This window comes from Sinorhizobium sp. CCBAU 05631 (assembly GCF_002288505.1).
In the GTDB taxonomy this organism is placed as follows: domain Bacteria; phylum Pseudomonadota; class Alphaproteobacteria; order Rhizobiales; family Rhizobiaceae; genus Sinorhizobium; species Sinorhizobium fredii_C.
In genome coordinates, this window is record NZ_CP023063.1 from 2,830,981 (window position 1) to 2,852,500 (window position 21,520).

Sequence of the window (21,520 nt, forward strand, 5' to 3'; positions counted from 1 at the left end):
CTCGGCGTCGCCGCGACGCTCAACCCGGCCCATGCCGAGGTGCTCAAGGTTGCCGGCCCATGGGAGATTACCGGCATTGATCCGGCCCAGACCGGCTATGTCTTCAGCCGATTGCAAGTCGCCGAAACTCTTGTGACCGCCAACCACAATGGCAAGATCGTGCCCGCGCTTGCGGATCGGTGGAGCGTCAGCGGCGACGGTCTGACATGGCGCTTTACGCTCCGCGAGAACGCGCGTTTTCATGACGGCACGCCCGTGACGGCGGAAACGGCCGCCGCCAGCCTGACGCGAGCTCTTGCGGGTGTCGGCGTGCTCTCACAAGCGCCGCTCGCCGAGATCACCAGTGAGGGGCGTGACGTGGTGATCCGGCTGACGAAACCATTCTCTGCCCTGCCCGCCTATCTCGTGCATTTCAGCACCATCGTGCTGGCACCCTCTTCATACGATGCGGCCGGCAAAGTCACGCAGATCGTCGGGTCCGGACCCTACAAGGTGAAGAGCCTTACCGCTCCGGCACGCCTGGAATTGCAGGCCTCCGGCGGGTGGTGGGGCGGCAAGCCCGCGATCGAGGAAGTCAGCTATCTCGCAGTGGGGCAAGGCGAGACCCGAGCGCTGATGGCGGAAAGCGGTGAAGCCGATCTGGTGTTTTCCATGCTGCCGGTTTCGGTGAATCGATTGAAAGCCAATCTGAAACTCGATGTGCAGATTGCCACCATTCCCCGCACGCGCGTTCTCAAGGTCAACGCGGCATCGCCTTTCTTCGACCAGGTCGAGGAGCGGCAGGCGATCAGCGCAGCGATCGACCGCGTTGGAATCACCAAGGTGATCCTACGCAACGCCGACCTTGCTGCAACCCAGCTTTTCCCGCCTGCGATGAAGGGCTGGAATTCCCGCGACATCCCGCCGCTCGTGCGGGACGTCGACCGGGCGAAGGAACTCTTGGCCGCGGCGGGCTGGAAAGCCGGAAGCGACGGTGTTCTGCAAAAGGATGGCAAGCGGTTCAGCGTGACGCTGCTGACCTATTCCAGTTGGCCCGAACTGCCGCCCATCGCCACGGCACTCCAGGCCCAGCTTCGACAAGTAGGAATAGAGGTGAAGGTATCCGTGGGTAACAGCTCGGAAATTCCCGCGCGCCATCAGGATGGAACATTGGAGATGGGACTGATCTCCCGGCTCTACTCCATCGTGCCGGACCCCATTGGCACACTGCTCCAGGATTATGGTGCCGGTGGCAGCGACTGGGGTTCGATGGGATGGGACAACAAGGAAATCCAGAGCGTCGTCGAACAACTAGCGGCGACGAGCGATGCGGCGGCCCGCGCTCCGCTTCAGAGCCGGGCCCTGGAGATTCTGCAGCAAGAGCTGCCAAGCATCCCCATCACCTGGTCGGAGCTCGCCATTGTCTCGAACAAGAGGATCACCGGCGTCACGGTTGATCCGCTTGAAGTGAACTATGGCCTGTCCGCCATCCGTTGGGCGGAGTAACGGGGAGAGCGCGATGCGAAACTTCCTTCTTCCGCGCCTCGTCCAGGCGGTGCTGGTGGCCGTCGTGGTTGGGGCTCTGTGCTTCGTCCTCATGCGGGTGCTGCCGGGCGATGCCGCCATGCGCATTGCTGCCGGCCGCTACGGGCCGGATGCGCGGATTGCCGAAGCGGCAGAAAAAGTCAGGCTGGAGCTGGGCCTCGACCGCCCGATGGCGGCCCAGTTCCTCGAGTGGTTAGGCGACCTTCTGCGCCTTGACCTCGGACATTCGCTCGTTACGGGTTCGCCGGTCGTCCATGAGCTGCAGGTGCAGCTCGGCGCTTCCGTGTGGCTTGCCGCATCGGCGCTGGCGCTGTCGGTTCTCATCGGACCCGTCGTCGGGGTTTTCGCGGGGTTGAAGCCGGGGAGCGCCATTGACCGTCTGGGCCTCGCAGGTGCGGTGATCTTCCGCGCCATTCCGCCGTTTGTGCTCGGCCTCGTTCTGATGCTGATCTTTTCGAAGCAGCTCGGCTGGTTGCCGCCAGCCGGTTTTGGCTCGCCACGTGAGATCCTGCTGCCGGCACTGACGCTCGCTCTTGGGCTCGCCGCCATGTCGAGCCGGATCACGCGCAATTCGGTCGCTGCGGTCGTAAAAGCACCATACTTCGCCTTCGCCCGATACAAGGGACTGCAGGAATCGGTTGTCGTCCGCCGGCATGGACTTCGGAACGCCGCGATCCCCATCGTCTCCTATATCGGACTGCAGGCCGTCTACCTGGTCGAAGGGGTTGTCGTCGTGGAATCGCTCTTTGCCTATCCGGGCATCGGCCACGCCTTGGTCCACGCGGTCGTCGAACGGGACATTCCCATGGTCCAGGGGACGGCGCTGGTGATGGGACTGATGTTCGTCGTCATCGCCGCCATTGTCGACCTTCTGACGCATTGGCTCGATCCGCGCGTGAGGAGAACGGCATGAGTACGATCGGCGATCTGTCCTTTGCTCGGCCGAAAGGGCGACTGACCACGGGGCGCATGTTCGGCGCCGGCATTCTAAGCTTGGTCGGTGGCTTTGCGATCATCGGACCGGCCCTCATTCCTGCCGATCCTGCAGCGCAGGATTTTAGCGCCAGCCTCGCCCCGATCGGCGGCGACTTCTTGCTTGGAGCCGATCATTACGGCCGCAGCCTCCTCGCGCGCCTCGCCCACGGCGCCCGTCTTTCCTTCGGCCTCGCTTTCCTGACCATGCTCGCGGCCGCGGTCCCTGGCGTTCTGTTCGGTCTTGCCGCCGCGTGGAAAGGCGGCTGGACGGAGCGGTTTCTGGAACTGACGGCCACAATTGTGCTGGCACTACCCGGTCTGATGCTGGTGCTGCTGCTGCTAGCCTTCGCGCCCGGCAATTATGGTCCGCTGTTCCTGGGCATGTCGCTCACCCTTTGGGTCGAGTTCTACCGTGTGACAAAGGCGACGACGAAGACCGTCCTCGCGCAGCCGCATATTGAGGCGGCGCGCATGCTCGGCTTCGGCTCGCGCTACATCCTCATCAATCTCGTTCTGCCGGTGATCGCACCGATGATCGGTACGCTTTCGGCCTTTGCCATGGCGACGGCCATCATCGCGGTGTCGACATTGAGCGCCATCAGCGTTGGCCTGCAGCCTCCCACGCCTGAACTCGGCAGCATGATCGTGGAGCTCTTGCCGTATTACGCCGAGGCGCCGGTGCATGTGCTGCTGCCGGCAGCGCTGATCTTCCTGCTGGTGCTTGGCCTTCAATCTCTCGCGCAGGGAGATCATCGATGAACATTCAAGCAACCCCGGTTCTTTCGATCGCCGCCCTGTCGATCGATTCCCCGGCTGGCCGGATCGTATCCGATGTCTCCCTTGCGCTCGGACGGGGGCGAGCGCTAACGCTCCTTGGCGAGAGCGGATCGGGCAAGTCGCTCGTGGCGCAGGCGATCATGGGCAACTTGCCGCCAGGGCTGCGTGCGACGGGGCGCGCGGTCTTCAACGGGACGGACCTTCTTGCGGAGACGCCCGCCCAACGACGCCGCCGCTGGGGCCGGAACATTTGCCTGCTGCCGCAGGAGCCGTGGCTGGCGCTGGATCCGACCATGCGCGTCCTGCCGCAGGTGGCAGAAATACACCGCTTCGTCAAAGATAAGGATGCCACCCAAAGCGATGCGCTTGCAAGGGAGAACCTCGCCGGGGTTTCCCTCGCCAATGCGGAAGCGCTTTACCCCTTCCAGATGTCGGGCGGCATGGGACAGCGGGCAGCGATCGCGATGGCGCACGCCGCCGACAGCGAGCTTCTGATCGCGGACGAGCCGACGAAGGGCCTCGACACGGCGCTGCGGGACTCGGTGACGGCACGCCTGAAACGAGAGGTCGAAGCGGGACGCTTGCTGCTGACCATCACCCATGACGTCGCCGTCGCGAGGGCAATCGGCGGCATGATCGGAGTCATGCTCGATGGCCGGCTGGTCGAATACGATCCCACGGAAAAGCTGCTCCAAGCGCCCGAGCACGCCTATACGAGAGCGCTTCTCGCCGCCGAGCCGGCAGGGTGGGAACGGAAGGCGTCAACGGCTTCCGGTGAGGTCGTCCTTGCCGGACGCGGACTGGCAAAGCGTTATGGCAGCAGGACCCTGTTTTCCGATCTGGGCATTACGGTCGCCGCCGGCGAGGTCGTCTCGATCTTCGGGCCGAGCGGCTGCGGCAAAACGACAGTCGGCAATATCCTTCTTGGCCTAATCCGGCCTGAGGCCGGAGTGGTCGAGCGCAAGTCGGGGGTGTCGCGGCTCCGCTTTCAGAAGCTCTATCAGGATCCACCGGCCGCGTTCGCGCCCCATCAGACGATTCGCAAGGGGCTCACCGATCTGGCGCGCCTCCATGCCAAGGAATGGACAGCCGTCGAGGGGTTGCTGGACCGCGTGCGCCTGCCTAAGAATTTGCTCGATCGTCTGCCCAAAGAGGTCTCGGGCGGGGAGCTACAGCGCTTTGCGTTGCTGCGCGCCCTGCTGCTGGACCCGGCATTTCTGTTCGCGGACGAGGCGACGTCACGGCTCGATCCCGTCAGCCAGAAAGAGGTGATCACGTGCCTGCAGGACATCGTCAGGGAAACCGGCCTCGCTGTCCTTTTGGTCACCCACGACCGCGACATCGCCGAAAACATATCGACGCGAATATTAGATATCGAGAACAATAGGACCATATAAAGCCGCTCATTCGACCGCCGGGCGGCTGAGACAATTCAGCTCGAATGTCCCATGGAGCTGCAATGGCGGTCCAGGCAAGCTGCTTAGGCAGAAAAGAGAATGATCGCAAGCGGGGCCGGGGCAGCCGAGCTTCGGCTGTCCCCAAGGCGACGTAATCTGAACAGGACAGATAGACCCTTTGAGGTCATTCATTCACGGCCCTTGGAATTACCGGTGTTGGCCCCGAAGTGGACAGCGCTGCTCGTGAAAGTTTCCCGACAGGCGACCGATGGCCATCTGCTGGTGCTCGGCTGGACGTTAGGGAAGGCTGGCAATGGCTGCAGCAAGATCGGGTGAGCCCGGCTTTTTTGTTGTGTGATGGAGTCCTTCACCTCGGCTGAACGGCTGTCCGGATCTGGGCCGCAACGCGGGCAAGGAGGAGAGGTTTCATGATGAACCGACTTCCTTCGGGCAGTTCCTCCGGCGTCACCTTACGGCGACCCGAGACGACGAAAATCTTGATCGGTGGCCAGCGGTCATGAACACGCGCCGCCAGTTCCTGTCCGTCCATCGATCCAGGCATACAAACATCGGTCAACACCGCACGGAGGCCTGGGTGCCCGGTGAGCAAGTCGATGGCTTCATCCGCGGTTGAAGCCTCATAAACTTCAAAGTCTTGCTCACGCAGAAACATCGCAAGATCGTATCGGAGGAGAAACTCGTCATCGACAACCAGGACGGAGATTTGATCGCTTGGCACGCGGTAAGGCCTTTCCTGGTTCCCAATCGCGTAACCGGCCCTGAGGCGTTATGTTCCTGAAGATCAAAAAATAAAATGCGTCCGCTGATTAGACAGGCTCCGAGTTCGCTTACAAGATTCTTCGCTTCACGGTCGGCGAGAGCGATAGTAGAATTGCCTGAAAACCGCGGGAGGTTTCATGGCCTCGTATTCTGTTGCCTACTGGCGACCAATTTATGTGCCCTGAAGCTCGGCGAACGCTTCTCGTGATTGTCGGGGGAGCGGATTCATCTATTCTTCAGGTCAGCCTACGGCATCCAATGGAACAAACCTCTTAGCTCAGCAGTTCGATGGAGCTTATGATGCGCTGGCGGTACCTCATAGCGTTTCTGGCCGCTGTTTCTCCGAGTTCGATCGCGCTCCCTGCCGGTGACGTTTCAGAGGCAGTCGAAGTATTCCAGCGGACGTGCCTTGCACAAAGTTCAAGCTTCGACGCGATCGCATCCGCCGCCGCGGCAGAGGGATGGAAACCTTTGCCAGAAGGCGACTTCGAGCGTCTCGCGCCTCTCGAGCACCTTGATTCCTCAAGTGGATGGATAGCCACTGATCGGGCCCTTCCGGAACCGGTTGTAATCGGCGTCACCAAGGCTCGACGGGACGGAAGGCCCGTCGAGACCTGCACCGTCGCCTTCATGAAGGTGCCTATTGAGCCATTTCTCAACGAATTTTCAGACAGTACCAATGCGGAGAAACTATCCGAAGAACCGGAAGGAACCTGGACTTCGAGGCTCTACATGCTGATTGCCGGGGACCGCAAACAGTTCGTCAAGCTTAAATACGCCCGTTCGCCCGATGGAAGTGGGCCAATGGCCGCGAGCTCAATCGCCGAGCGGTAGGATGCATTTCGGCGTGACATGCCTCCCGTTGTAGAACTCAGACGCATTTACCCGTCACTGCCGAAAGGCACTCCGCTCAAAGGGCCTGGGTATGACCATAATAAGCAGCATCATCATAAGCATCCTGATCACAGGCCTTGCCTTCCTGGTGCTGTACCTCGTGCAAAAACTTCCGATTGACTCAACAATGAAGCAGATGGCTCAGGTCGTCGTTGTAGTCGTCGGCGTAGTTTCGTTGCTCAGCTATCTGGAGGTATTCTGAAATGCTCTGGGCTGCTCCTCCTCCTCTGGGCCGCAGTCCGGCCGGCACTTGAAATCGGAAGGGAACGTTTGGATCCGTATAGGCAGCGGCAACAGCACAGCATCCACTTGCGTAAAACACCTGAATAAAATTCGGGGAAGGGCCGATTGTTAGCCTGCTGAGCCGCTCCCGGGCGTGTTAGAGCAACTCATTCCGGTCCTTGGTCGCTTTTTGCCCGCCGCCTTGTGCCCCCCGAGTCATTGCCACTCCCGCCGCGAGTTTCGCTGCGCGCCGGTTTGCCGACTGCGCCGCCTTCATTATCCCATTCTTCCAGCGAATCCCTCATTCGCGCCACGGAAGCAGGATCCGGGCTGTCTACGTCGAAACCCGCAACGAATGCTTCGCTGATTATGGCATCCATCAGGTCTGGATCTGAAATATCCAGATCAGGAAAAATACGCCGCAGTGCGCCGAGGGCCTCAGAAGTCGCAAGCGGCCGGGCTTCCTTCTGACACACGCTCAGAAACGCGCTTATGGCCGCGCGCACCTCAGGCGATATCTCGCGGGAGTGCTTTCTCATCATCACCTCCCAGTCCATCAAGGCTCTCAATCTAAACGCTGCCTGCGTCTCGATGTTCCTGGTTGCTCGCGAACTGGCCGCGATCTGTGATCTTGCCGACCTTCAGACATAGGTTGGATCAGTTGGGCGGCGAACGGGAGGCCTTCTCGCAGTCAAAACCGCGAATTGAGGGCGATTTATAATTGAGACCTCCCCTTATATCAGCCGAAAACAACGAAGCCGAGCACCTTGTTTAAATCCGATTTGAGGCCCACATATAAGAAAGTCGTTAATTTGGCTGGACTAGCCAAAACGGCGCGGCGTCAAAGGCCCCGCCATTCACCACGAAACTTAATACGAACGCCTACGCCGACCGGACCCGTAGTGTCGCTTCGTTCGACTCTGGCACCGGACATTCGAGCACCGACCACGGTCGTGTCGGCTTCGGGACCGCCTCTGTTCCCGCAGAGCGCCGCCAGGACCAGCCGCACCAAGCAGACGCCTCCCCGGTGTCTGGCAACGTCTATGCGCATTCATGCATATGCCTGCGGGGCGTGCCCGCATTGCATACATGATGTAGATCATCCGGCTGATCTCGAAGCCGCACTCCAAAAGGACTACAAACAATCATGACCGCTACAAACATTCTGCAACGCAGGCCGTCCGATCCTCCGCGACGCAGCAACACATCCTTTGAATGTCGGTCAAGCCGTTCGGGTGAAGGGCGGGTATCGGAGATCGGCTGTGCCGGTCTATCACATCACCGGTACGCTCCCGCCGAGCGGCGGTCGCCGCAATATCGCATTCGAAATGACGACGAACATCATGAACGGGTGACGACGCAGGACAGACTCGAGCCGGTGCGCATATCGTCTGCCGACGAAGGCCCTACTCTCATCGAAAAATGACCGTTATGACGCTTCTGTAGAACCAAGAGGATGGCGATGAATATCGTGATTGCGTTCTACCGTATCCGGGACGTGGACGACGCGCATGCGATCGTCGGCCGCGAAACCGCGGAAGCTGCCGATCTCGACGAGGCGATAGAGATTGCGCTGGAGCTTTTGAGGACGCTCGACATGCCGCAGCGTCCGGACGCCATGACCATCACCGACGGTGATGGGAGCACGATCCATTCAAGCAGGCTCGACACGATCGAAAGTCTTGATGAAAGGCCAACACCATGAACGCCCACCGCACTGAAATTGAAACCGGGCATGCACTTGCGATCAGCATCTGGGAAAATGAAGGTGGGACTTCAGCACCCGAGCTAATGGATGACCAATACGGCCGCCGCATCGAAGCCCATCGCCCCTTGGCGATCTATCACGTGTCCGCAGGCGCACCGGCGCCTGTCAACGGCAACCTTCGCAATATAGAGCGCCGGATAAAGCGGCTCAGCCTATCGCGCCCCCGCGCGGCAGCTTTGCGTGGAACAGAGGCACGCTGAGGATGACGCTTCTGTTTCCGAATCCGAGTCGCAGCCTCGATGAAAAGCGAAACGCCGTTCGATTCATCGGCCATGACGGTATGTTCGAGGTGCGGTTTTTCGTCGAGGCCGATGCGCTCGTGATATCGGATGCTGAATTGGGCAGGTCGGAAATCTCGGAATCGAAGCTCCTTTCTGCTTTTGATGCGTTGCGGCTGTCCATCTACGATGTCGCACGCACGGCCTATTTCAGTGGCCGCCCTGTTTCCTACACGCGGACCGCCGCCGATTTCCGCTAGGATGGATCGAGATGCTGATCCGCTATGGTTATGAGATCACGTTGAACTTCCAGCAACCGACCGCGTTGGTATGCCTGCTGTCGGTCCACGAGGATCGCGCGGCCGATATTCGGGTTCCTGAGACAACATTCACTGCTCCCGATGTGCCGACGTCGACCTATCGCGATCTCTTCGGCAACCGCTGCCGGCGGCTTGTCGCACCGGCGGGTGACCTGACGATATGGGGCGATGCCACGATTTCGGACGACGGCAAACCGGACAAAGTGCTGCCAGCCGCCCAGGAACTCCCGGTGCCGGAGTTGCCGGACGATTGCCTCGCCTATCTCATGGGCAGCCGCTATTGCGAGACCGACCGTCTCAGCCAGAGCGCTTGGGACAGGTTCGGCGCGGTCGCGCCCGGTTGGGGGCGTGTGCAAGCTATCTGCGATTTCGTGCATGACCATATTCGCTTCGACTACATGCAGGCCCGGTCGACGCGGACGGCCTTCGAAGTCTTTCATGAGCGCGTTGGTGTCTGCCGCGACTTCGCACATCTTGCGGTCACACTTTGCCGCTGCCTCAACATTCCCGCACGCTATATCAACGGTCATCTCGGCGATATCGGCGTCCAGGTCGTCGACCCGATGGATTTCAGTGCCTGGATCGAGGTCTTCCTGGACGATGGATGGCACACGTTTGATCCGCGCAACAATACGCCGCGTGTCGGCAGGATCGTGGTTGCGCGCGGCCGTGACGCGGCCGATGTCCCCCTCATCAACTCGTTCGGGCCGCACGTCTTGAAGTCGTTCCGGGTGTGGACTTATGAGGTGTCGGCCTTGCAATAGCGGCATGGAACATGGGCCAGCCACGATCGAAACGCAGGAGCCATTCCCGGCATGAACGACAGCCTCTCACGGCTTCCCCAGGAACCGGCAGATCGGCTTACCAAGCCGTTCATGCAATTCCTCCGCATCGAGGCTACGGCGGGCATTGTCCTCTTGCTCAGCACGCTCTTGGCGCTCAGCCTTGCGAACACCGCGTGGTCGACGTCATTTCTCGCCTTGTGGGAGATGCCTGCGGGCATCAGAGTTGGCGACATTCAGATCTCCCGTTCGCTGAAGCACTGGATCAACGACGGTCTGATGACGCTCTTTTTCTTCGTCATCGCCCTTGAGCTAAAGCGCGAGCTGGTGCTGGGGGAGTTACGCAACCCGCGTATGGCCGCTCTCCCAGTCGCCGCTGCTTTCGGCGGGATGGCGGTGCCGGCCGGTCTGTTCTCGCTGCTTGTCGGCGGCGGGCCGGGTGCGAGCGGCTGGACCACCGTGATGTCCACCGATACGGCCTTCGTCATCGGGTGCCTTGCCGTGCTCGGTTCGCGCATACCAGGGAGCTTGCGGCTCTTCCTGCTCTCTCTCGCGATCTTCGACGATGTCGGCGCCATCCTGGTCGTGGCGATCGGCTATGGCGACGCCTTGAATTGGGCCGCACTTGGTACCGCCGGCCTCGGACTTGCCGTCGTCGCAGCTATCGCGCGTCTGGGCATCCGCAGCATTCCGGTCTATTTCGCAATAGGTGGTGGCATCTGGCTGGCATTCGACGCATCGGGCGTTCACGCGACGCTCACCGGAGTTGTTCTTGGATTGATGACGCCGGCGCGGAGTTGGGTGAGCGACGCCCGCCTCCATGCGATACTCGACCGGGTGAGCGCCCATCCGCCCGGCGATCATTCGAGCCGCGACACGGCGGCACGCAGCGACCTTCATCGGGCAGGCGTCGCGACGCGCGAAGCACTGTCGCCGATCGAGCGTCTCGAGATCACTCTCCATCCCTGGGTCGCCTTCGTGATCATGCCGTTTTTTGCCCTCTCTAACGCGGGCGTTCCGATAGGAGACGCAAACTTCGACATTCCCCTCACGATCGCAATTTTCGCCGCCTTCGTGGTCGGCAAGCCCGCTGGCATTGTGCTCTTGAGTTTCCTCGCCGTGAAACTGCGCCTCGCGACTCGTCCAGACGAGCTACCCTGGAGCCTATTGGCAGCCGGTAGCCTGCTGACCGGGATCGGCTTCACCATGGCTCTGTTCATTGCCGAACTTGCTTTCGAGCCCCAGCTTCTGAACTCCGTCAAACTTGGTGTTCTCGGCGCTTCCGTCATCTCGGCAACCCTCGGTCTTCTGGCGTTGACCTGGCTGACGTCTCCTGGCAGACGATAGTAAGGCATTCGCTGACTAGCGGCCTGGCAACGAACTAACTCACAATCGCTTCACGGCCGTCACTTTGTCCATGCTGATGGCGAAAAAAATGGGAAGGTATCCCGGTGGCTTCTCATCCGCGCCCCAGTTAAGGGCACCTGGTTCCCACCAATCATTGTCAACGTTCAGTATGCCCCACGCGTGTTTCTTCTCCGCCTCTTCGTGGAATTCGCGGTACCTGCCCTCAATGACTACGCATTTCCACCAGTGCTGATCAGTGGAATGCTCGATCTCGACGCATACAAGCGGATTGCTCCGCATGAATTCAATCTTCCTTCCCGGCATCGAAAAGCTGAAAATTTGGCCCTCTGCTCGGATATAATATATCGGCACAATATAAGGTTGATTATCACGGCAACATCCAAGCCGGGCCACGCGCTGCTCGGAGATTAGTATGCTGCATTCACTGGTAGCATCTCGCGCAATCTCACTGGCGTTGCTCCGTCCAGATCTCTCGGTTCAGTCGACGTCCTCGAAGCTTGCGGATGACCGCGATCTGCCCTTCATCATAGCACGAAACCGGGACGGTATGGGCGGGTGCCATAAAACGTCGGATTCGCGTGTGTGGGCCGATTTCCTTCGAGGTGATAATTGATTGTAATTCTCTCGGAAGGGTCCATGCTGTGATCAAGGCCAAAATTTTTAGCGCACGCCTCACGGTCCCGCGGAGTTCCGCCGAGATGCCCCAATTGAAGGAGGACAGCATGTCTTCCACCTTGACCCAGCAATATCTTACCTCGCTCAACCTCAAGATGTTGAAGCGTGTACTTGACACAACAGGACTGTTTGACGTCGATAGCGCTTGGCATCGAGAAAAAAGGCAGGATGCGGCGAGATATCTCATCACAGCTTTTCAGGATGGCGTTCATTCGGAAGCGGCGCTTTCAGCCTCGCTCATGCGCCAGATCAAGGTGTTTTCCACGACTTCTTCGCCTATTTCGATCGCCGACCCGCTTCAAAAAGAGGATGAGAGGCGCTGGGAGAACGAAGGCGGCAGCATGGCGTTTAGACACCGACCGGCTCGCAATTTGATCAATTGATTAAGTTGGGAGCCAAATCTGGCTGGAGAAAAGCAGAGACTGTATCAAGCCGTCGGCAGCCAACCCGTTGTAAAGCGGCGCCGGGAGGAACCGGCGTGGAGCGTGGCGCCGAAACCGCTTGCGAGGATCAGCCGAGCCCGACCCTTTTCTGAAGCGAAAATCCGTCAACTCAATCCCTTGGATCGGCTTCCAAGTGGTCAGCCGCAACAGAAGGCGACGCCGATAGCGTTCGCTCTTCGAGTTCCGTTGCGACCCACTCGAGAAAGAGGTTGTAGGCCACCGCCAGCAGGGTGGGTCCAAGAAAAAGCCCGATCAGGCCGAAGGCCAGGACGCCGCCAATGAGCCCAAATAGGCCCAACAGCACCGGCAAGTTGCTGTTCTGGCCGAGCAGATACGGTCGAAGGAAGTTGTCAATGCTGCTGACGAGAAGCAGGCCCCATATCGCGATGAAGATGCCCCACCAAACTGAACCCTGCATGAGAAGCCAGAGCGCAACCGGCCCCCACACGAACGGCGGTCCCGCAGGCACAAACGAGAGCAAGAACGTCAGGCAGCCCAGCACTAACGATTGGGGCACGCCGGCGATCCAGAAGCCGATGCCGGCCAACAGCCCTTGCGCGAGTGCCGTTCCGATCATTCCGTAAACGACACCTTTCACGGTCATGCCGATGACCGTGATCAACCTTCTGGCGCGAGTGCCGGCAATCCGCTCACCGATTTGACGCATGAAACTGATCATGCGTCGGCCGTGCAGGAACAGGAAAAAGGTGATGAGTATACTTAGCCCGAGTTCGAGTACGCCGGTGCCGAAAGCTGCCCCGCCAGCGAGAGCAATGTCGGTGACAGGCCCCGTTAACTTTTTGAGCTCGACGATAAAGGCGGGAGCGTCATGAGTAAAGTTTTCCCAGTAAGCGGCCACACTCTCGCCGACAATCGGCAGGCCTTTCACCCAGTTTGGTGGCGCTGAAGGACCCTGCTCTAGGACGCGAGTTATTCCCTCGGCCAGAATCTTTATATCGTCGGCGAGCGCCGTAACGAGGAAAGCAAGCGGCGCGGCCACAACAAAGACCACCAGCATCGTCATAGCTGCTGCGGCAGCCGCCCGGTTGCCTCCGACAGCACGTTCACATCGGCGGTAGATAGGCCATGTCGAGAAACAAATCACCGCGGCCCACATTATTGCCGACAGGAAGGGCCAAAGGACGAGAGCGCAACCAATCGCCAGCAGCACAAGCGCGCCGATGCCCAGAAGCTGCTCGATCAGTCTGCTTCGAGGAATCATGACCACTCCTCCGGTTCCTTGCGATTCTACTCCATCGACAAGCAGGACACTCGTCGAAAATCGCAACTACCTCGCTCATAGTCATGCACGGACATCAAGTGGGGCAGATTTCGTCGCAATCGCACAGCAGACGACTGCTTCGAAGCGAAGGCAACTGTTAGCCTGCTCGTTTTCAACCGATATACATCTAGTTGCTACGCATTATATAAATTAAAATCATTCATAATATATTGTATATTACTAGAGCGGTCTTCCTTGTCAATCTTTTCAAGAGCGACGGATAAGACGGCGACCGAGTTCAATTTTGGTGAGGAAGTGCATTTTTCGATCGCGACGAAATAGAACCCGATTTGGAATGGAGAAAAGACATGTCCTTAGGAATGATACTTCTAATTATTCTTATAATATTTCTATTAGGCGGGTTTAGTGGTCGATTTGGAGGCTATGGCTACGGTTACGGGCACGGCGGCATTGGCGTCCTCGGCGTCGTGGCGATCGTTCTGCTCATTCTGGTCCTTACGGGCAGGCTTTAGGCTGACGCCACGGTGAACCTGAAATCGGAATTGAAACGACGCTTACGCGCTAAACTGGCGGCCAAAACCACAGGATCAGAGGCACGCCGAGCAAGAGCACAATGAACGACAGCGGCAGCCCCAACCTCCAATAGTCGCCGAAGCGATAACCGCCCGGACCCAGCACCAAGGTGTTGCACTGGTGTCCGACAGGCGTGAGAAAATCGCAGGCCGCACCCACCGCGACTGCCATCAGAAAGGCATCCGGATTGTAGCCAAGGCGCTGAGCAAGGGTAACAGCAATCGGGGCAACGACGAGAACGGTGGCTGCATTGTTCAAAAACGGCGTTGCGGCCATTGCGACCACCATGATCATTGCAAGCGCGCCGTAGAGGGACAAAGTGCTAGCAAGTTGAGCGAGGCCGCCGGCGATTAGGTCGGCACCACCGGTCGTCCGGATTGACTCGCTGACCGGAATGAGAGCGCCGAGCATGATCAGGATCGGCCAGTCGATGGCTTCGTAAGCTTCCCGGAGCGAAAGTGACCCGAGAAGTACCGTCAGGACCGCAGCCGTAAAGAAAGCCGTTGCGACAGGCAACAGACCCAGAGCGGTTAGCACCATGGCACCAGCCAGCACCAGCACCGGAACCAGGCCCTTTCGCGGATTTCCCAAGCGAATTTCACGCTCGGCCAAGGGAAGAAGACCGAGTTCCACCAGTTTTGTGGGGAGAAGTACGAGATCGCCCTTCAAAACGAGAACGTCGCCTGGTCTTAATGCGATGTCGCGCAATCGCTCGGTGAAGCGCTGGCTGCTTCGGCTCACTGCGAGCAGATTGATGTTGAAGCGATCATGCAGCGCCAAGCGCTTGGCGGTTTGCCCGATCAAGGCCGACTTCGGGCCGATCACCACCTCAATTCCCGCAATCTCCTCATCTACTCCCTTCGCTTCCGTCGGACGGTCGTGCCCCTCCAGTTCCAGACGCGTGCGCCTGATGGCTCGCTCCAGCGCCTGAGGGTCTCCTTCCAACAGAACGATATCGTCCTGACGAAGGACAATATCCGGCAGTGGAATCATACGTTCGACCTGATTGCGAATAAGGCCTGTGACCAGGACCTCGTCGTCCAACAAGGCTGACAGGTGACTGATCGACTTGCCGACGACGGAGGAAGAGGCAGTGATGCGAGCCTCGGTCATGTAGTCCTTGATGTTCAGCGCCTTCTCCATTGACGGGACCGCCTCACGCTCCCCGGGGAGCAGCCGATAGCCAAACGCCAGAAAGACTACTCCGGCCGCGGCGAGACCTATGCCGACAGGGGTGAAATCGAACATGTTGAAGGGGCGGCCCGTCAGCTCCTCGCGCATTCGGGACACGACGACATTCGGTGATGTCCCAACGAGGGTCGTGAGCCCGCCAAGCAGGGAACCGAACGCCATCGGCATGAGAAAAGACGAAGGGGAAGCTTTCGACCGGCGCGCCATCTGGAACGCGACTGGGATCATCATCGCCAGCGCGCCGATGTTCTTGATGAAGACGGACAGAACCGAGACGGTCGTCACGAGAATAACAACCTGGCCCTGTACAGAGGTGACGCTCGGGGCCACCCGATGGAGAAACGCCTCTATGACACCACTGCGCTCGATGGCGGCACTGACGACGAGCGCGCTGGCTACAATGATGACAATGTCATCCCCGAAGCCGGAGAACGCTGCCTTATGCGGCACGATGCCGGTGAAAACTGCGGCAAGCAACGCGAGAACCGCAATGAGGTCGTAACGGAGCCGTCCCCATATGAAAGCGACCATTAGGCCGATCAGAATGGCGAAGGCGAAACCCTGAGCCTGTGTCATGGATAACATCCCGACCAACTCTTCCCAATGTCAGGTCCATTTTACTCGCCTGAAGGAGCTAATGTCGGGGTAACTTACCAGGTTCATTCGACAGCGCGGCACTCCCAAAGTCCGTCCAGACTTTTGGAGCTTCGTAGTGCGGATGCGCGCATGATCAGAAGACTACAGGATGCCTCCGAACAGGACGGAATAGACAATCACGGCAATCGCCAGCGTAAAGGCAAGCGATACGAACAGGCGCGTGAAATCGTAGGTATAGAAGCGGGCGGGAATGAGATTTTTCATTGCCATTTCCTAAGTTTCGTTTGTCGGAATACCCAAAGCGCCGCGTCCGCTGCGCTTCAAGATAAAGTGCGACTGCAACTCGTGCTGACCCTGCCGAGGATGTCCGCGGGAACTTGGATATCGGCCATAATGGTTGCTACGAGTTCGTCGCGCTTCGCACGATTGTCGTAGCCCTTCAGTGTTGCGAGGTCAGTGCTGCTGGCAGTTGCCATTCGCCCTGCCGCACTCGAACAGATGCCCGCAAGCGCATCCACTCTGGCCGTCTCTGCCGCCAGAGTGCTGGCGGTGGTGGTGGTAATCCATCCCGCATTGAAACCGATGATCGGCGCGGCGATAAGCCCAACGATTAAACCAATCACGTAGGGTTTTGTCCGTTCAAGAATTTGATCGAGTGTCATGATTTCATTCCCTTTAATCAGGTTGATTATCGGGATCGTTGCAGGCCCGCGCTCGGACCAGGAGCCGATGGCAATCCGGATTTCTTACAGTGCGCCCGAAAAGAGCTAAAGTAAACACTAATTCACTTGTTCACCCGAGAATACGTTTCAACTAACGATCGCAGAATATCTCGGGTTGGCGATGAAAACACCGGCGCTCCTATATTTAAAGAATCCCGAACAGTGTTTTTTGCAGAGACACTCTTTTACTTAAAAAAACATGGTAAAGCCACATTCAAGGCCTACGAAAATTATGAATGGTTTTTGAAGCCCACTTGGCTTTTTCCTTCATCAGAGGCCGTGGACCAAACGCACCGATCTCGATTCCGCTTATCCAAGTGCGAGCCCGCTGTGCGGCTTGGTCCAATGGGGCTGTAGCGACAGGAGATGGTCCGCGCCGCAATTGGCGCCGAACCGCCTCATCCTGGCTGAACTCGCGCCCACGTATGCCACAGAAAAGTACGCCATAGAAAAGGAGGGCAACATGTTTGCCCGGACGACACATCGAACGGTCCATTTTGACCAACCGTTCTGGATGCCAGACCTCGGTGAAATGGTCCCGGCTGGCGACTACGAGGTCGATGAGGACGAGGAATTGATCGAAGGCATCTCCTGGCTCGCCTATCGCCGTGTGGCGACCTTTATCAAGCTACCAGCCACGGCCGAGAACAAATACCGAATGCGTCTTGTAGCGATCGATCCTGAGGAACTTGAACGCCTCATTGCAGTCGATCGCCACGAAGACGCAATCTCCCCGTCACCGTAACCGTAAAGGCAACATTCAATGCGCCTTCATCGATTCCCGATCGGTCTGTCAGTGCGTCTTAAAGATCGCGCATATATTTCACCCCGTGCGGCAGAAACCTATCAGATCACAGCCAAACTCCCTTTAAGGGACAACTCACCCCAGTATCGCATGCGCAATGATGAACTCGGTCAAGAGCGAGTAAGCAACGAAGATAATCTGGAGCCGATTGAACGGAGCTTGACGTCCGATCACTGAGGAGCATCCCAGTCGTGGCGCAGGCGACCGCCGCAAGGAGGGCTACAGATGAAAAGCAAACACGAAGAGGACGCGCTTGCCATCCGCGCATGGGAATCCGAAGGGGGCGCGCCGAATCGATCCGGACAGCGCGATGAGTATGGCCGCCGTTTCGATGGCGACGGAACCTATACGATCTATCACCTCTTCACCGGAGAAACTGCAGAGATCGGCCCCTGGAAGATGGAAGGGCTTAACCCGAAAAATGCAGCGAGAGCGCTGCATATTCTCAATAACCCAAGCTAGCCGTGATCATACACCTGTGGAACAGCACCAGCAGGGCTGCCCTCGCAGGGCACACCGCGCGGGTCAAGAATATCAACACGCCTTTGCGCCGCACCGACATACTCGGCGTGACATTGCCGGGTACGTCGGAACAACTGTCACCACAGCTCACGTGCCACCAGGCGATCAAGCCGGTCCGCGAAGCGGGCCGAGGCATGCCCGCAAGACCACGAAGCCGATATTCCTCGCGTTGTCACATCGGCAAAACGAACCGCCACACAGATACTCTAGTGGCGCGATAGCGCGGCGTCTAAGGGCGCGCTAAAATGCCAGCATGACCCAGCGATACGAATTGCATGATGACAGCAACGGCTTGTGGAGCGTGATTGATCGCTTCACCGGCTGGCCTGCTCGATGGCGAGGCATATCGCAGACCGGTCTCGACTATTTCGATGCGGACGATCTAACTGACTTGCTTAATCTGCTGGACGAACGCAGACGAGCGAAAGGCAGGCCGGAAAGCGACGGCCTAGAGTGATCGGAAACGCCGCGTTGCACAATCCAATAGAACGAAAACAGTAGCTGGTCGGTCCTTGATAGCGAAACGGGCGGGCCTGCCGGCACGCGCAGTGCGGCGACAGCGGCCTGCGTGGGAGCATGGCCCGCGCCTTAGGGGCATGAACCGGATTGACTTCGTCAGCATGGACACAAAGCAATAGCGATGGGCCAGGGCGATCTGGTCCCCAGCGTACTTGCCTTAATAACCTGCCCGATTTAGCGTGCCCCTGGCCGCAATACCTGCTGAGCTGGCCAGGGACCGATATGGTTGTACCAATCGACAGAAGAAGCTGCCGATCGACCACCTCGGCGGGAATGTCTGTACGAATAGCAAGACCATCAGCCGCTTCGAACTCGAGGAACGGGTCGTGTCGGCCGTGCCCGACAATCTCCTCGGAGCTGACAATCTCGACCGGATCAACCGCGACACAAGGCCGCGGTTGCACGCGGTCAGCAACGAGCGACGGCGGAATCAGAACGGCTGCGAACCGAGATCAGCACGATTGAGACGAAGCAGAAAGCAATCGGCGAGAAGATCGCCGAACGTCTGATGACCGGGCAGGCTGCCATCCCGGCCCTGGACCACATGCTCGATGAACTGGAACAGCAGGGCCTGACGCTGGCCAGGCAATTGGATATCCTTCCGGCGACTTCAGGGCCTGTCGCGACGCCGCCGCTCAATGGCGGCCTGCTCAGAAGCGCGATCCCGGCGGTCAGAACCATGCTGTCGACGCGAGAGGATGCATTCGACGAGAGCTGGATATCGATCGCCCGCCAGCTGGTTCAGAAAGTGGTCATCGCACCATCCGCCGACGGCAAATCGGCGGAGCTGACCATCCATGGCCGCCTCGCAGCCATCCTGGCCGCGCAGGAAGCCTGGCGTGAAGTTTCACGGGAATTGCGGGATCAGCAATCGGCGGAGTACGTCCGCATGCGTTCAGCGGGCGCGTTCAAGTCGCTGGCCGACAAAACAAAATTCCTCCTTCAGCGGGGGTTGCGCGGGGAGGCGAACGCAAAAAGGCCCGCGCTTGGCGGGCCGTTTTGAGGACTGTTTGGTTGCGGGGGCAGGATTTGAACCTGCGGCCTTCAGGTTATGAGCCTGACGAGCTACCGGGCTGCTCCACCCCGCGTCAAGTCGTCGAATTCCGAGTTGTGTTGGCCCGGTCTTGGGAGGGGCCGGGTGTGTGCGAGAAGATGTTTTTGACTTGCGCTTTGCAGACCTGGCAGCGACCTACTCTCCCGCGTCTTAAGACGAAGTACCATCGGCGCTGGGGCGTTTCACGGCCGTGTTCGGAATGGGAACGGGTGCAGCCACCCCGCCAGAACCACCAGGTCGGCAAAGCGCAAGTTTTGCTCCCGGAGGGAGCAATTGTGAGAAGCTGGTGAGGCTTTCGCCTCTTTTTTTGAACACGTCTTTTGTCTGCCGCCCCGGCCGAATGCCGCAAGCGCAGAGCGCGTCGCGCCTTGTGGCGCGCGCCGTCCGCAGCGAAGCGATCTTCCGATCGCGACAGCGTGAGGACAGAAGATAGCATCATCAAACTTCGTTTGATGAGCATAGGCAACAAGAACGATCAAGCCGATCGAACGATTAGTACCGGTAAGCTTCATGCGTTGCCGCACTTCCACACCCGGCCTATCAACGTGGTCGTCTTCCACGGTTCTCGAGGGAATACTCGTTTTCAGGTGGGTTTCCCGCTTAGATGCCTTCAGCGGTTATCCCTTCCATATATAGCTACCCTGCTATGCCCTTGGCAGGACAACAGGTCCACCAGAGATATGTCCATCCCGGTCCTCTCGTACTAGGGACAGATCCTGTCAATATTCCTACACCCACGGCAGATAGGGACCGAACTGTCTCACGACGTTCTGAACCCAGCTCACGTACCGCTTTAATTGGCGAACAGCCAAACCCTTGGGACCTGCTCCAGCCCCAGGATGCGATGAGCCGACATCGAGGTGCCAAACAACCCCGTCGATATGGACTCTTGGGGGTCATCAGCCTGTTATCCCCGGCGTACCTTTTATCCGTTGAGCGATGGCCCTTCCACGCGGGACCACCGGATCACTATGACCGACTTTCGTCTCTGCTCGACTTGTCAGTCTCGCAGTCAGGCGGGCTTATGCCATTGCACTCGACGAGCGATTTCCGACCGCTCTGAGCCCACCATCGCGCGCCTCCGTTACTCTTTCGGAGGCGACCGCCCCAGTCAAACTACCCACCATACACTGTCCCGGATCCGGATGACGGACCGCGGTTAGACATCCATGACGATAAGGGTGGTATTTCAAGGATGGCTCCACAGGAACTGGCGTCCCTGCTTCAAAGCCTACCACCTATCCTACACATGCCGACACGAATGCCAGTGTAAAGCTATAGTAAAGGTGCACGGGGTCTTTCCGTCTGACCGCAGGAACCCCGCATCTTCACGGGGAATTCAATTTCACTGAGTCTGCGTTGGAGACAGCGGGGAAGTCGTTACGCCATTCGTGCAGGTCGGAACTTACCCGACAAGGAATTTCGCTACCTTAGGACCGTTATAGTTACGGCCGCCGTTTACTGGGGCTTCGATTCAGAGCTTGCACCCCTCCTCTTAACCTTCCAGCACCGGGCAGGCGTCAGACCCTATACGTCGTCTTGCGACTTCGCAGAGCCCTGTGTTTTTGATAAACAGTCGCTACCCCCTGGTCTGTGCCACCCCATCATGGTTGCCCATAATGGGGTCACGCTTCTTCCGAAGTTACGCGTGCAATTTGCCGAGTTCCTTCAACGCAGTTCTCTCAAGCGCCTTGGTATACTCTACCTGACCACCTGTGTCGGTTTCGGGTACGGTCTATACGGTGGAGCTATTTCCCGGGACCGCGTCCAAGCCTGGACAATCCAATAAGTCCAGACAAGTTAAGCGATCCGTCACTACCACCAGGCCCACGAATATTAACGTGGTTCCCATCGACTACGCGTGTCCGCCTCGTCTTAGGGGCCGGCTAACCCTGCTCAGATTAACTTTAAGCAGGAACCCTTGGTCTTTCGGCGAGAGGGTCTCTCACCCTCTTTATCGTTACTCATGTCAACATTCGCACTTCCGATACCTCCAGGACCCCTCACGGGTATCCCTTCACAGGCTTACGGAACGCTCCGCTACCACGTGCCTTGCGGCACATCCTCAGCTTCGGTGCATGGCTTCAGCCCCGTTACATTTTCGGCGCAAAGACCCTTATTTAGACCAGTGAGCTGTTACGCTTTCTTTAA

Annotated in this window: 24 protein-coding genes, 1 tRNA gene, 2 rRNA genes and 1 pseudogene (1 of these 28 cut by a window edge); 18 read left to right on the top strand and 10 right to left on the bottom strand. The window is 58.7% G+C overall.

The features are described 5' to 3' along the window. The first annotated feature begins 39 nt into the window (after positions 1–39). From SS05631_RS13870 to SS05631_RS13885, 4 genes are read left to right on the top strand one after another with little or no spacing between them, the layout of a single operon-like run. Positions 40–1,485, top strand: a complete 1,446-nt coding sequence (locus SS05631_RS13870) for an ABC transporter substrate-binding protein (RefSeq protein WP_244412419.1) — start codon at positions 40–42, stop codon at positions 1,483–1,485. A 13-nt stretch (positions 1,486–1,498) separates the two neighbouring features. Continuing rightward, on the top strand, positions 1,499–2,437 hold the full coding sequence (locus SS05631_RS13875) for an ABC transporter permease (RefSeq protein WP_037426954.1): 939 nt from the start codon (positions 1,499–1,501) through the stop codon (positions 2,435–2,437). Then, complete coding sequence (locus tag SS05631_RS13880; protein ID WP_037426957.1) at positions 2,434–3,258, top strand: ABC transporter permease; 825 nt, start codon at positions 2,434–2,436, stop codon at positions 3,256–3,258. The genes SS05631_RS13875 and SS05631_RS13880 overlap by 4 nt, the downstream gene beginning before the upstream one ends. Beyond that, the gene (locus tag SS05631_RS13885) at positions 3,255–4,673 is read left to right on the top strand and encodes an ATP-binding cassette domain-containing protein (protein ID WP_037426960.1); all 1,419 of its coding nucleotides are present in this window, start codon (positions 3,255–3,257) and stop codon (positions 4,671–4,673) included. The genes SS05631_RS13880 and SS05631_RS13885 overlap by 4 nt, the downstream gene beginning before the upstream one ends. Positions 4,674–5,040: 367 nt before the next feature. Here SS05631_RS13885 and SS05631_RS13890 read toward each other — a convergent pair whose 3' ends face one another. Next, positions 5,041–5,412 carry a response regulator gene (locus SS05631_RS13890; RefSeq protein ID WP_037426962.1) on the bottom strand — a complete coding sequence of 124 codons (372 nt, stop codon included), beginning with the start codon at positions 5,410–5,412 and terminating at the stop codon, positions 5,041–5,043. Between the two features lie 341 nt (positions 5,413–5,753). Between SS05631_RS13890 and SS05631_RS13895 the strand changes: the two genes are divergently transcribed. Continuing rightward, a complete protein-coding gene (locus SS05631_RS13895) occupies positions 5,754–6,287 on the top strand; it encodes a hypothetical protein (RefSeq protein ID WP_141471815.1) in 534 nt (177 codons plus the stop codon). A 91-nt stretch (positions 6,288–6,378) separates the two neighbouring features. Then, complete coding sequence (locus SS05631_RS32655) at positions 6,379–6,549, top strand: Thivi_2564 family membrane protein (protein ID WP_086022817.1); 171 nt, start codon at positions 6,379–6,381, stop codon at positions 6,547–6,549. A 177-nt stretch (positions 6,550–6,726) separates the two neighbouring features. On the opposite strand, the pseudogene SS05631_RS13905 reads toward SS05631_RS32655, so the two are convergent. Beyond that, positions 6,727–7,126, bottom strand: a pseudogene (locus SS05631_RS13905) (hypothetical protein). A gap of 905 nt (positions 7,127–8,031) precedes the next feature. Between SS05631_RS13905 and SS05631_RS13915 the strand changes: the two are divergent. Genes SS05631_RS13915 through nhaA form a run of 5 tightly spaced genes read left to right on the top strand, consistent with a single transcriptional unit; the run spans position 8,032 to position 11,004 of the window. Further along, positions 8,032–8,274 carry a hypothetical protein gene (locus SS05631_RS13915; RefSeq protein ID WP_037426993.1) on the top strand — a complete coding sequence of 81 codons (243 nt, stop codon included), beginning with the start codon at positions 8,032–8,034 and terminating at the stop codon, positions 8,272–8,274. Then, positions 8,271–8,537, top strand: a complete 267-nt coding sequence (locus SS05631_RS31035) for a hypothetical protein (protein ID WP_083854339.1) — start codon at positions 8,271–8,273, stop codon at positions 8,535–8,537. The genes SS05631_RS13915 and SS05631_RS31035 overlap by 4 nt, the downstream gene beginning before the upstream one ends. A 2-nt stretch (positions 8,538–8,539) precedes the next feature. Further along, positions 8,540–8,815: a DUF1488 domain-containing protein gene (locus tag SS05631_RS13920; protein WP_037426967.1), complete on the top strand. Its 276-nt coding sequence runs from the start codon at positions 8,540–8,542 to the stop codon at positions 8,813–8,815. 11 nt (positions 8,816–8,826) lie between these two features. Then, positions 8,827–9,639 (top strand): transglutaminase family protein, encoded by an 813-nt coding sequence (locus tag SS05631_RS13925; protein WP_037426970.1) that lies wholly within the window; start codon positions 8,827–8,829, stop codon positions 9,637–9,639. A 51-nt stretch (positions 9,640–9,690) separates the two neighbouring features. Next, complete coding sequence (gene nhaA, locus SS05631_RS13930; protein ID WP_037426973.1) at positions 9,691–11,004, top strand: Na+/H+ antiporter NhaA; 1,314 nt, start codon at positions 9,691–9,693, stop codon at positions 11,002–11,004. 39 nt (positions 11,005–11,043) lie between these two features. Here nhaA and SS05631_RS13935 read toward each other — a convergent pair whose 3' ends face one another. Continuing rightward, positions 11,044–11,418 (bottom strand): pyridoxamine 5'-phosphate oxidase family protein, encoded by a 375-nt coding sequence (locus SS05631_RS13935; protein ID WP_157213223.1) that lies wholly within the window; start codon positions 11,416–11,418, stop codon positions 11,044–11,046. A gap of 329 nt (positions 11,419–11,747) precedes the next feature. On the opposite strand from SS05631_RS13935, the gene SS05631_RS13940 reads away from it, so the two are divergent. Continuing rightward, positions 11,748–12,083 carry a hypothetical protein gene (locus tag SS05631_RS13940; RefSeq protein ID WP_157213224.1) on the top strand — a complete coding sequence of 112 codons (336 nt, stop codon included), beginning with the start codon at positions 11,748–11,750 and terminating at the stop codon, positions 12,081–12,083. A gap of 169 nt (positions 12,084–12,252) precedes the next feature. On the opposite strand, the gene SS05631_RS13945 is transcribed toward SS05631_RS13940, so the two are convergent. Further along, complete coding sequence (locus SS05631_RS13945) at positions 12,253–13,365, bottom strand: AI-2E family transporter (RefSeq protein ID WP_037426980.1); 1,113 nt, start codon at positions 13,363–13,365, stop codon at positions 12,253–12,255. A gap of 368 nt (positions 13,366–13,733) precedes the next feature. On the opposite strand from SS05631_RS13945, the gene SS05631_RS13950 reads away from it, so the two are divergent. Further along, complete coding sequence (locus tag SS05631_RS13950; RefSeq protein ID WP_065998867.1) at positions 13,734–13,898, top strand: DUF3309 family protein; 165 nt, start codon at positions 13,734–13,736, stop codon at positions 13,896–13,898. Positions 13,899–13,947: 49 nt separating this feature from the next. On the opposite strand, the gene SS05631_RS13955 is transcribed toward SS05631_RS13950, so the two are convergent. The 3 genes from SS05631_RS13955 to SS05631_RS13965 all read right to left on the bottom strand — a co-directional run bounded on the left by SS05631_RS13955 (position 13,948) and on the right by SS05631_RS13965 (position 16,409). Next, entirely contained in the window at positions 13,948–15,726 is a 1,779-nt protein-coding gene (locus SS05631_RS13955) for an SLC13 family permease (protein ID WP_037426996.1), read from the bottom strand. A 162-nt stretch (positions 15,727–15,888) separates the two neighbouring features. Continuing rightward, entirely contained in the window at positions 15,889–16,011 is a 123-nt protein-coding gene (locus SS05631_RS32515; protein ID WP_014761927.1) for a hypothetical protein, read from the bottom strand. Positions 16,012–16,067: 56 nt separating this feature from the next. Beyond that, positions 16,068–16,409 (bottom strand): hypothetical protein, encoded by a 342-nt coding sequence (locus SS05631_RS13965; protein ID WP_037426984.1) that lies wholly within the window; start codon positions 16,407–16,409, stop codon positions 16,068–16,070. A 523-nt stretch (positions 16,410–16,932) separates the two neighbouring features. On the opposite strand from SS05631_RS13965, the gene SS05631_RS13970 reads away from it, so the two are divergent. The 5 genes from SS05631_RS13970 (at position 16,933) to SS05631_RS13990 (ending at position 19,318) form a co-directional block, all read left to right on the top strand. Further along, the gene (locus SS05631_RS13970; RefSeq protein WP_037426999.1) at positions 16,933–17,214 is read left to right on the top strand and encodes a hypothetical protein; all 282 of its coding nucleotides are present in this window, start codon (positions 16,933–16,935) and stop codon (positions 17,212–17,214) included. Positions 17,215–17,232: 18 nt separating this feature from the next. Then, the gene (locus SS05631_RS31890) at positions 17,233–17,451 is read left to right on the top strand and encodes a hypothetical protein (protein WP_083854340.1); all 219 of its coding nucleotides are present in this window, start codon (positions 17,233–17,235) and stop codon (positions 17,449–17,451) included. A gap of 48 nt (positions 17,452–17,499) precedes the next feature. Continuing rightward, positions 17,500–17,736 carry a hypothetical protein gene (locus SS05631_RS13980; RefSeq protein WP_037426986.1) on the top strand — a complete coding sequence of 79 codons (237 nt, stop codon included), beginning with the start codon at positions 17,500–17,502 and terminating at the stop codon, positions 17,734–17,736. A gap of 313 nt (positions 17,737–18,049) precedes the next feature. Then, positions 18,050–18,253, top strand: coding sequence for a hypothetical protein (locus SS05631_RS13985; RefSeq protein ID WP_083854341.1), 204 nt, complete (start codon positions 18,050–18,052; stop codon positions 18,251–18,253). A gap of 570 nt (positions 18,254–18,823) precedes the next feature. Continuing rightward, the gene (locus SS05631_RS13990; RefSeq protein WP_095677999.1) at positions 18,824–19,318 is read left to right on the top strand and encodes a hypothetical protein; all 495 of its coding nucleotides are present in this window, start codon (positions 18,824–18,826) and stop codon (positions 19,316–19,318) included. 8 nt (positions 19,319–19,326) lie between these two features. Here the strand turns inward: SS05631_RS13990 and SS05631_RS13995 are convergent. From SS05631_RS13995 to SS05631_RS14005, 3 genes are all read right to left on the bottom strand, one after another. Next, positions 19,327–19,403 (bottom strand) — tRNA-Met (locus SS05631_RS13995). A gap of 88 nt (positions 19,404–19,491) precedes the next feature. Beyond that, positions 19,492–19,606 (bottom strand): 5S ribosomal RNA (gene rrf / locus SS05631_RS14000). 234 nt (positions 19,607–19,840) lie between these two features. Beyond that, positions 19,841–21,520, bottom strand: a 23S ribosomal RNA gene (locus SS05631_RS14005) (it continues 1,118 nt past the right edge of the window).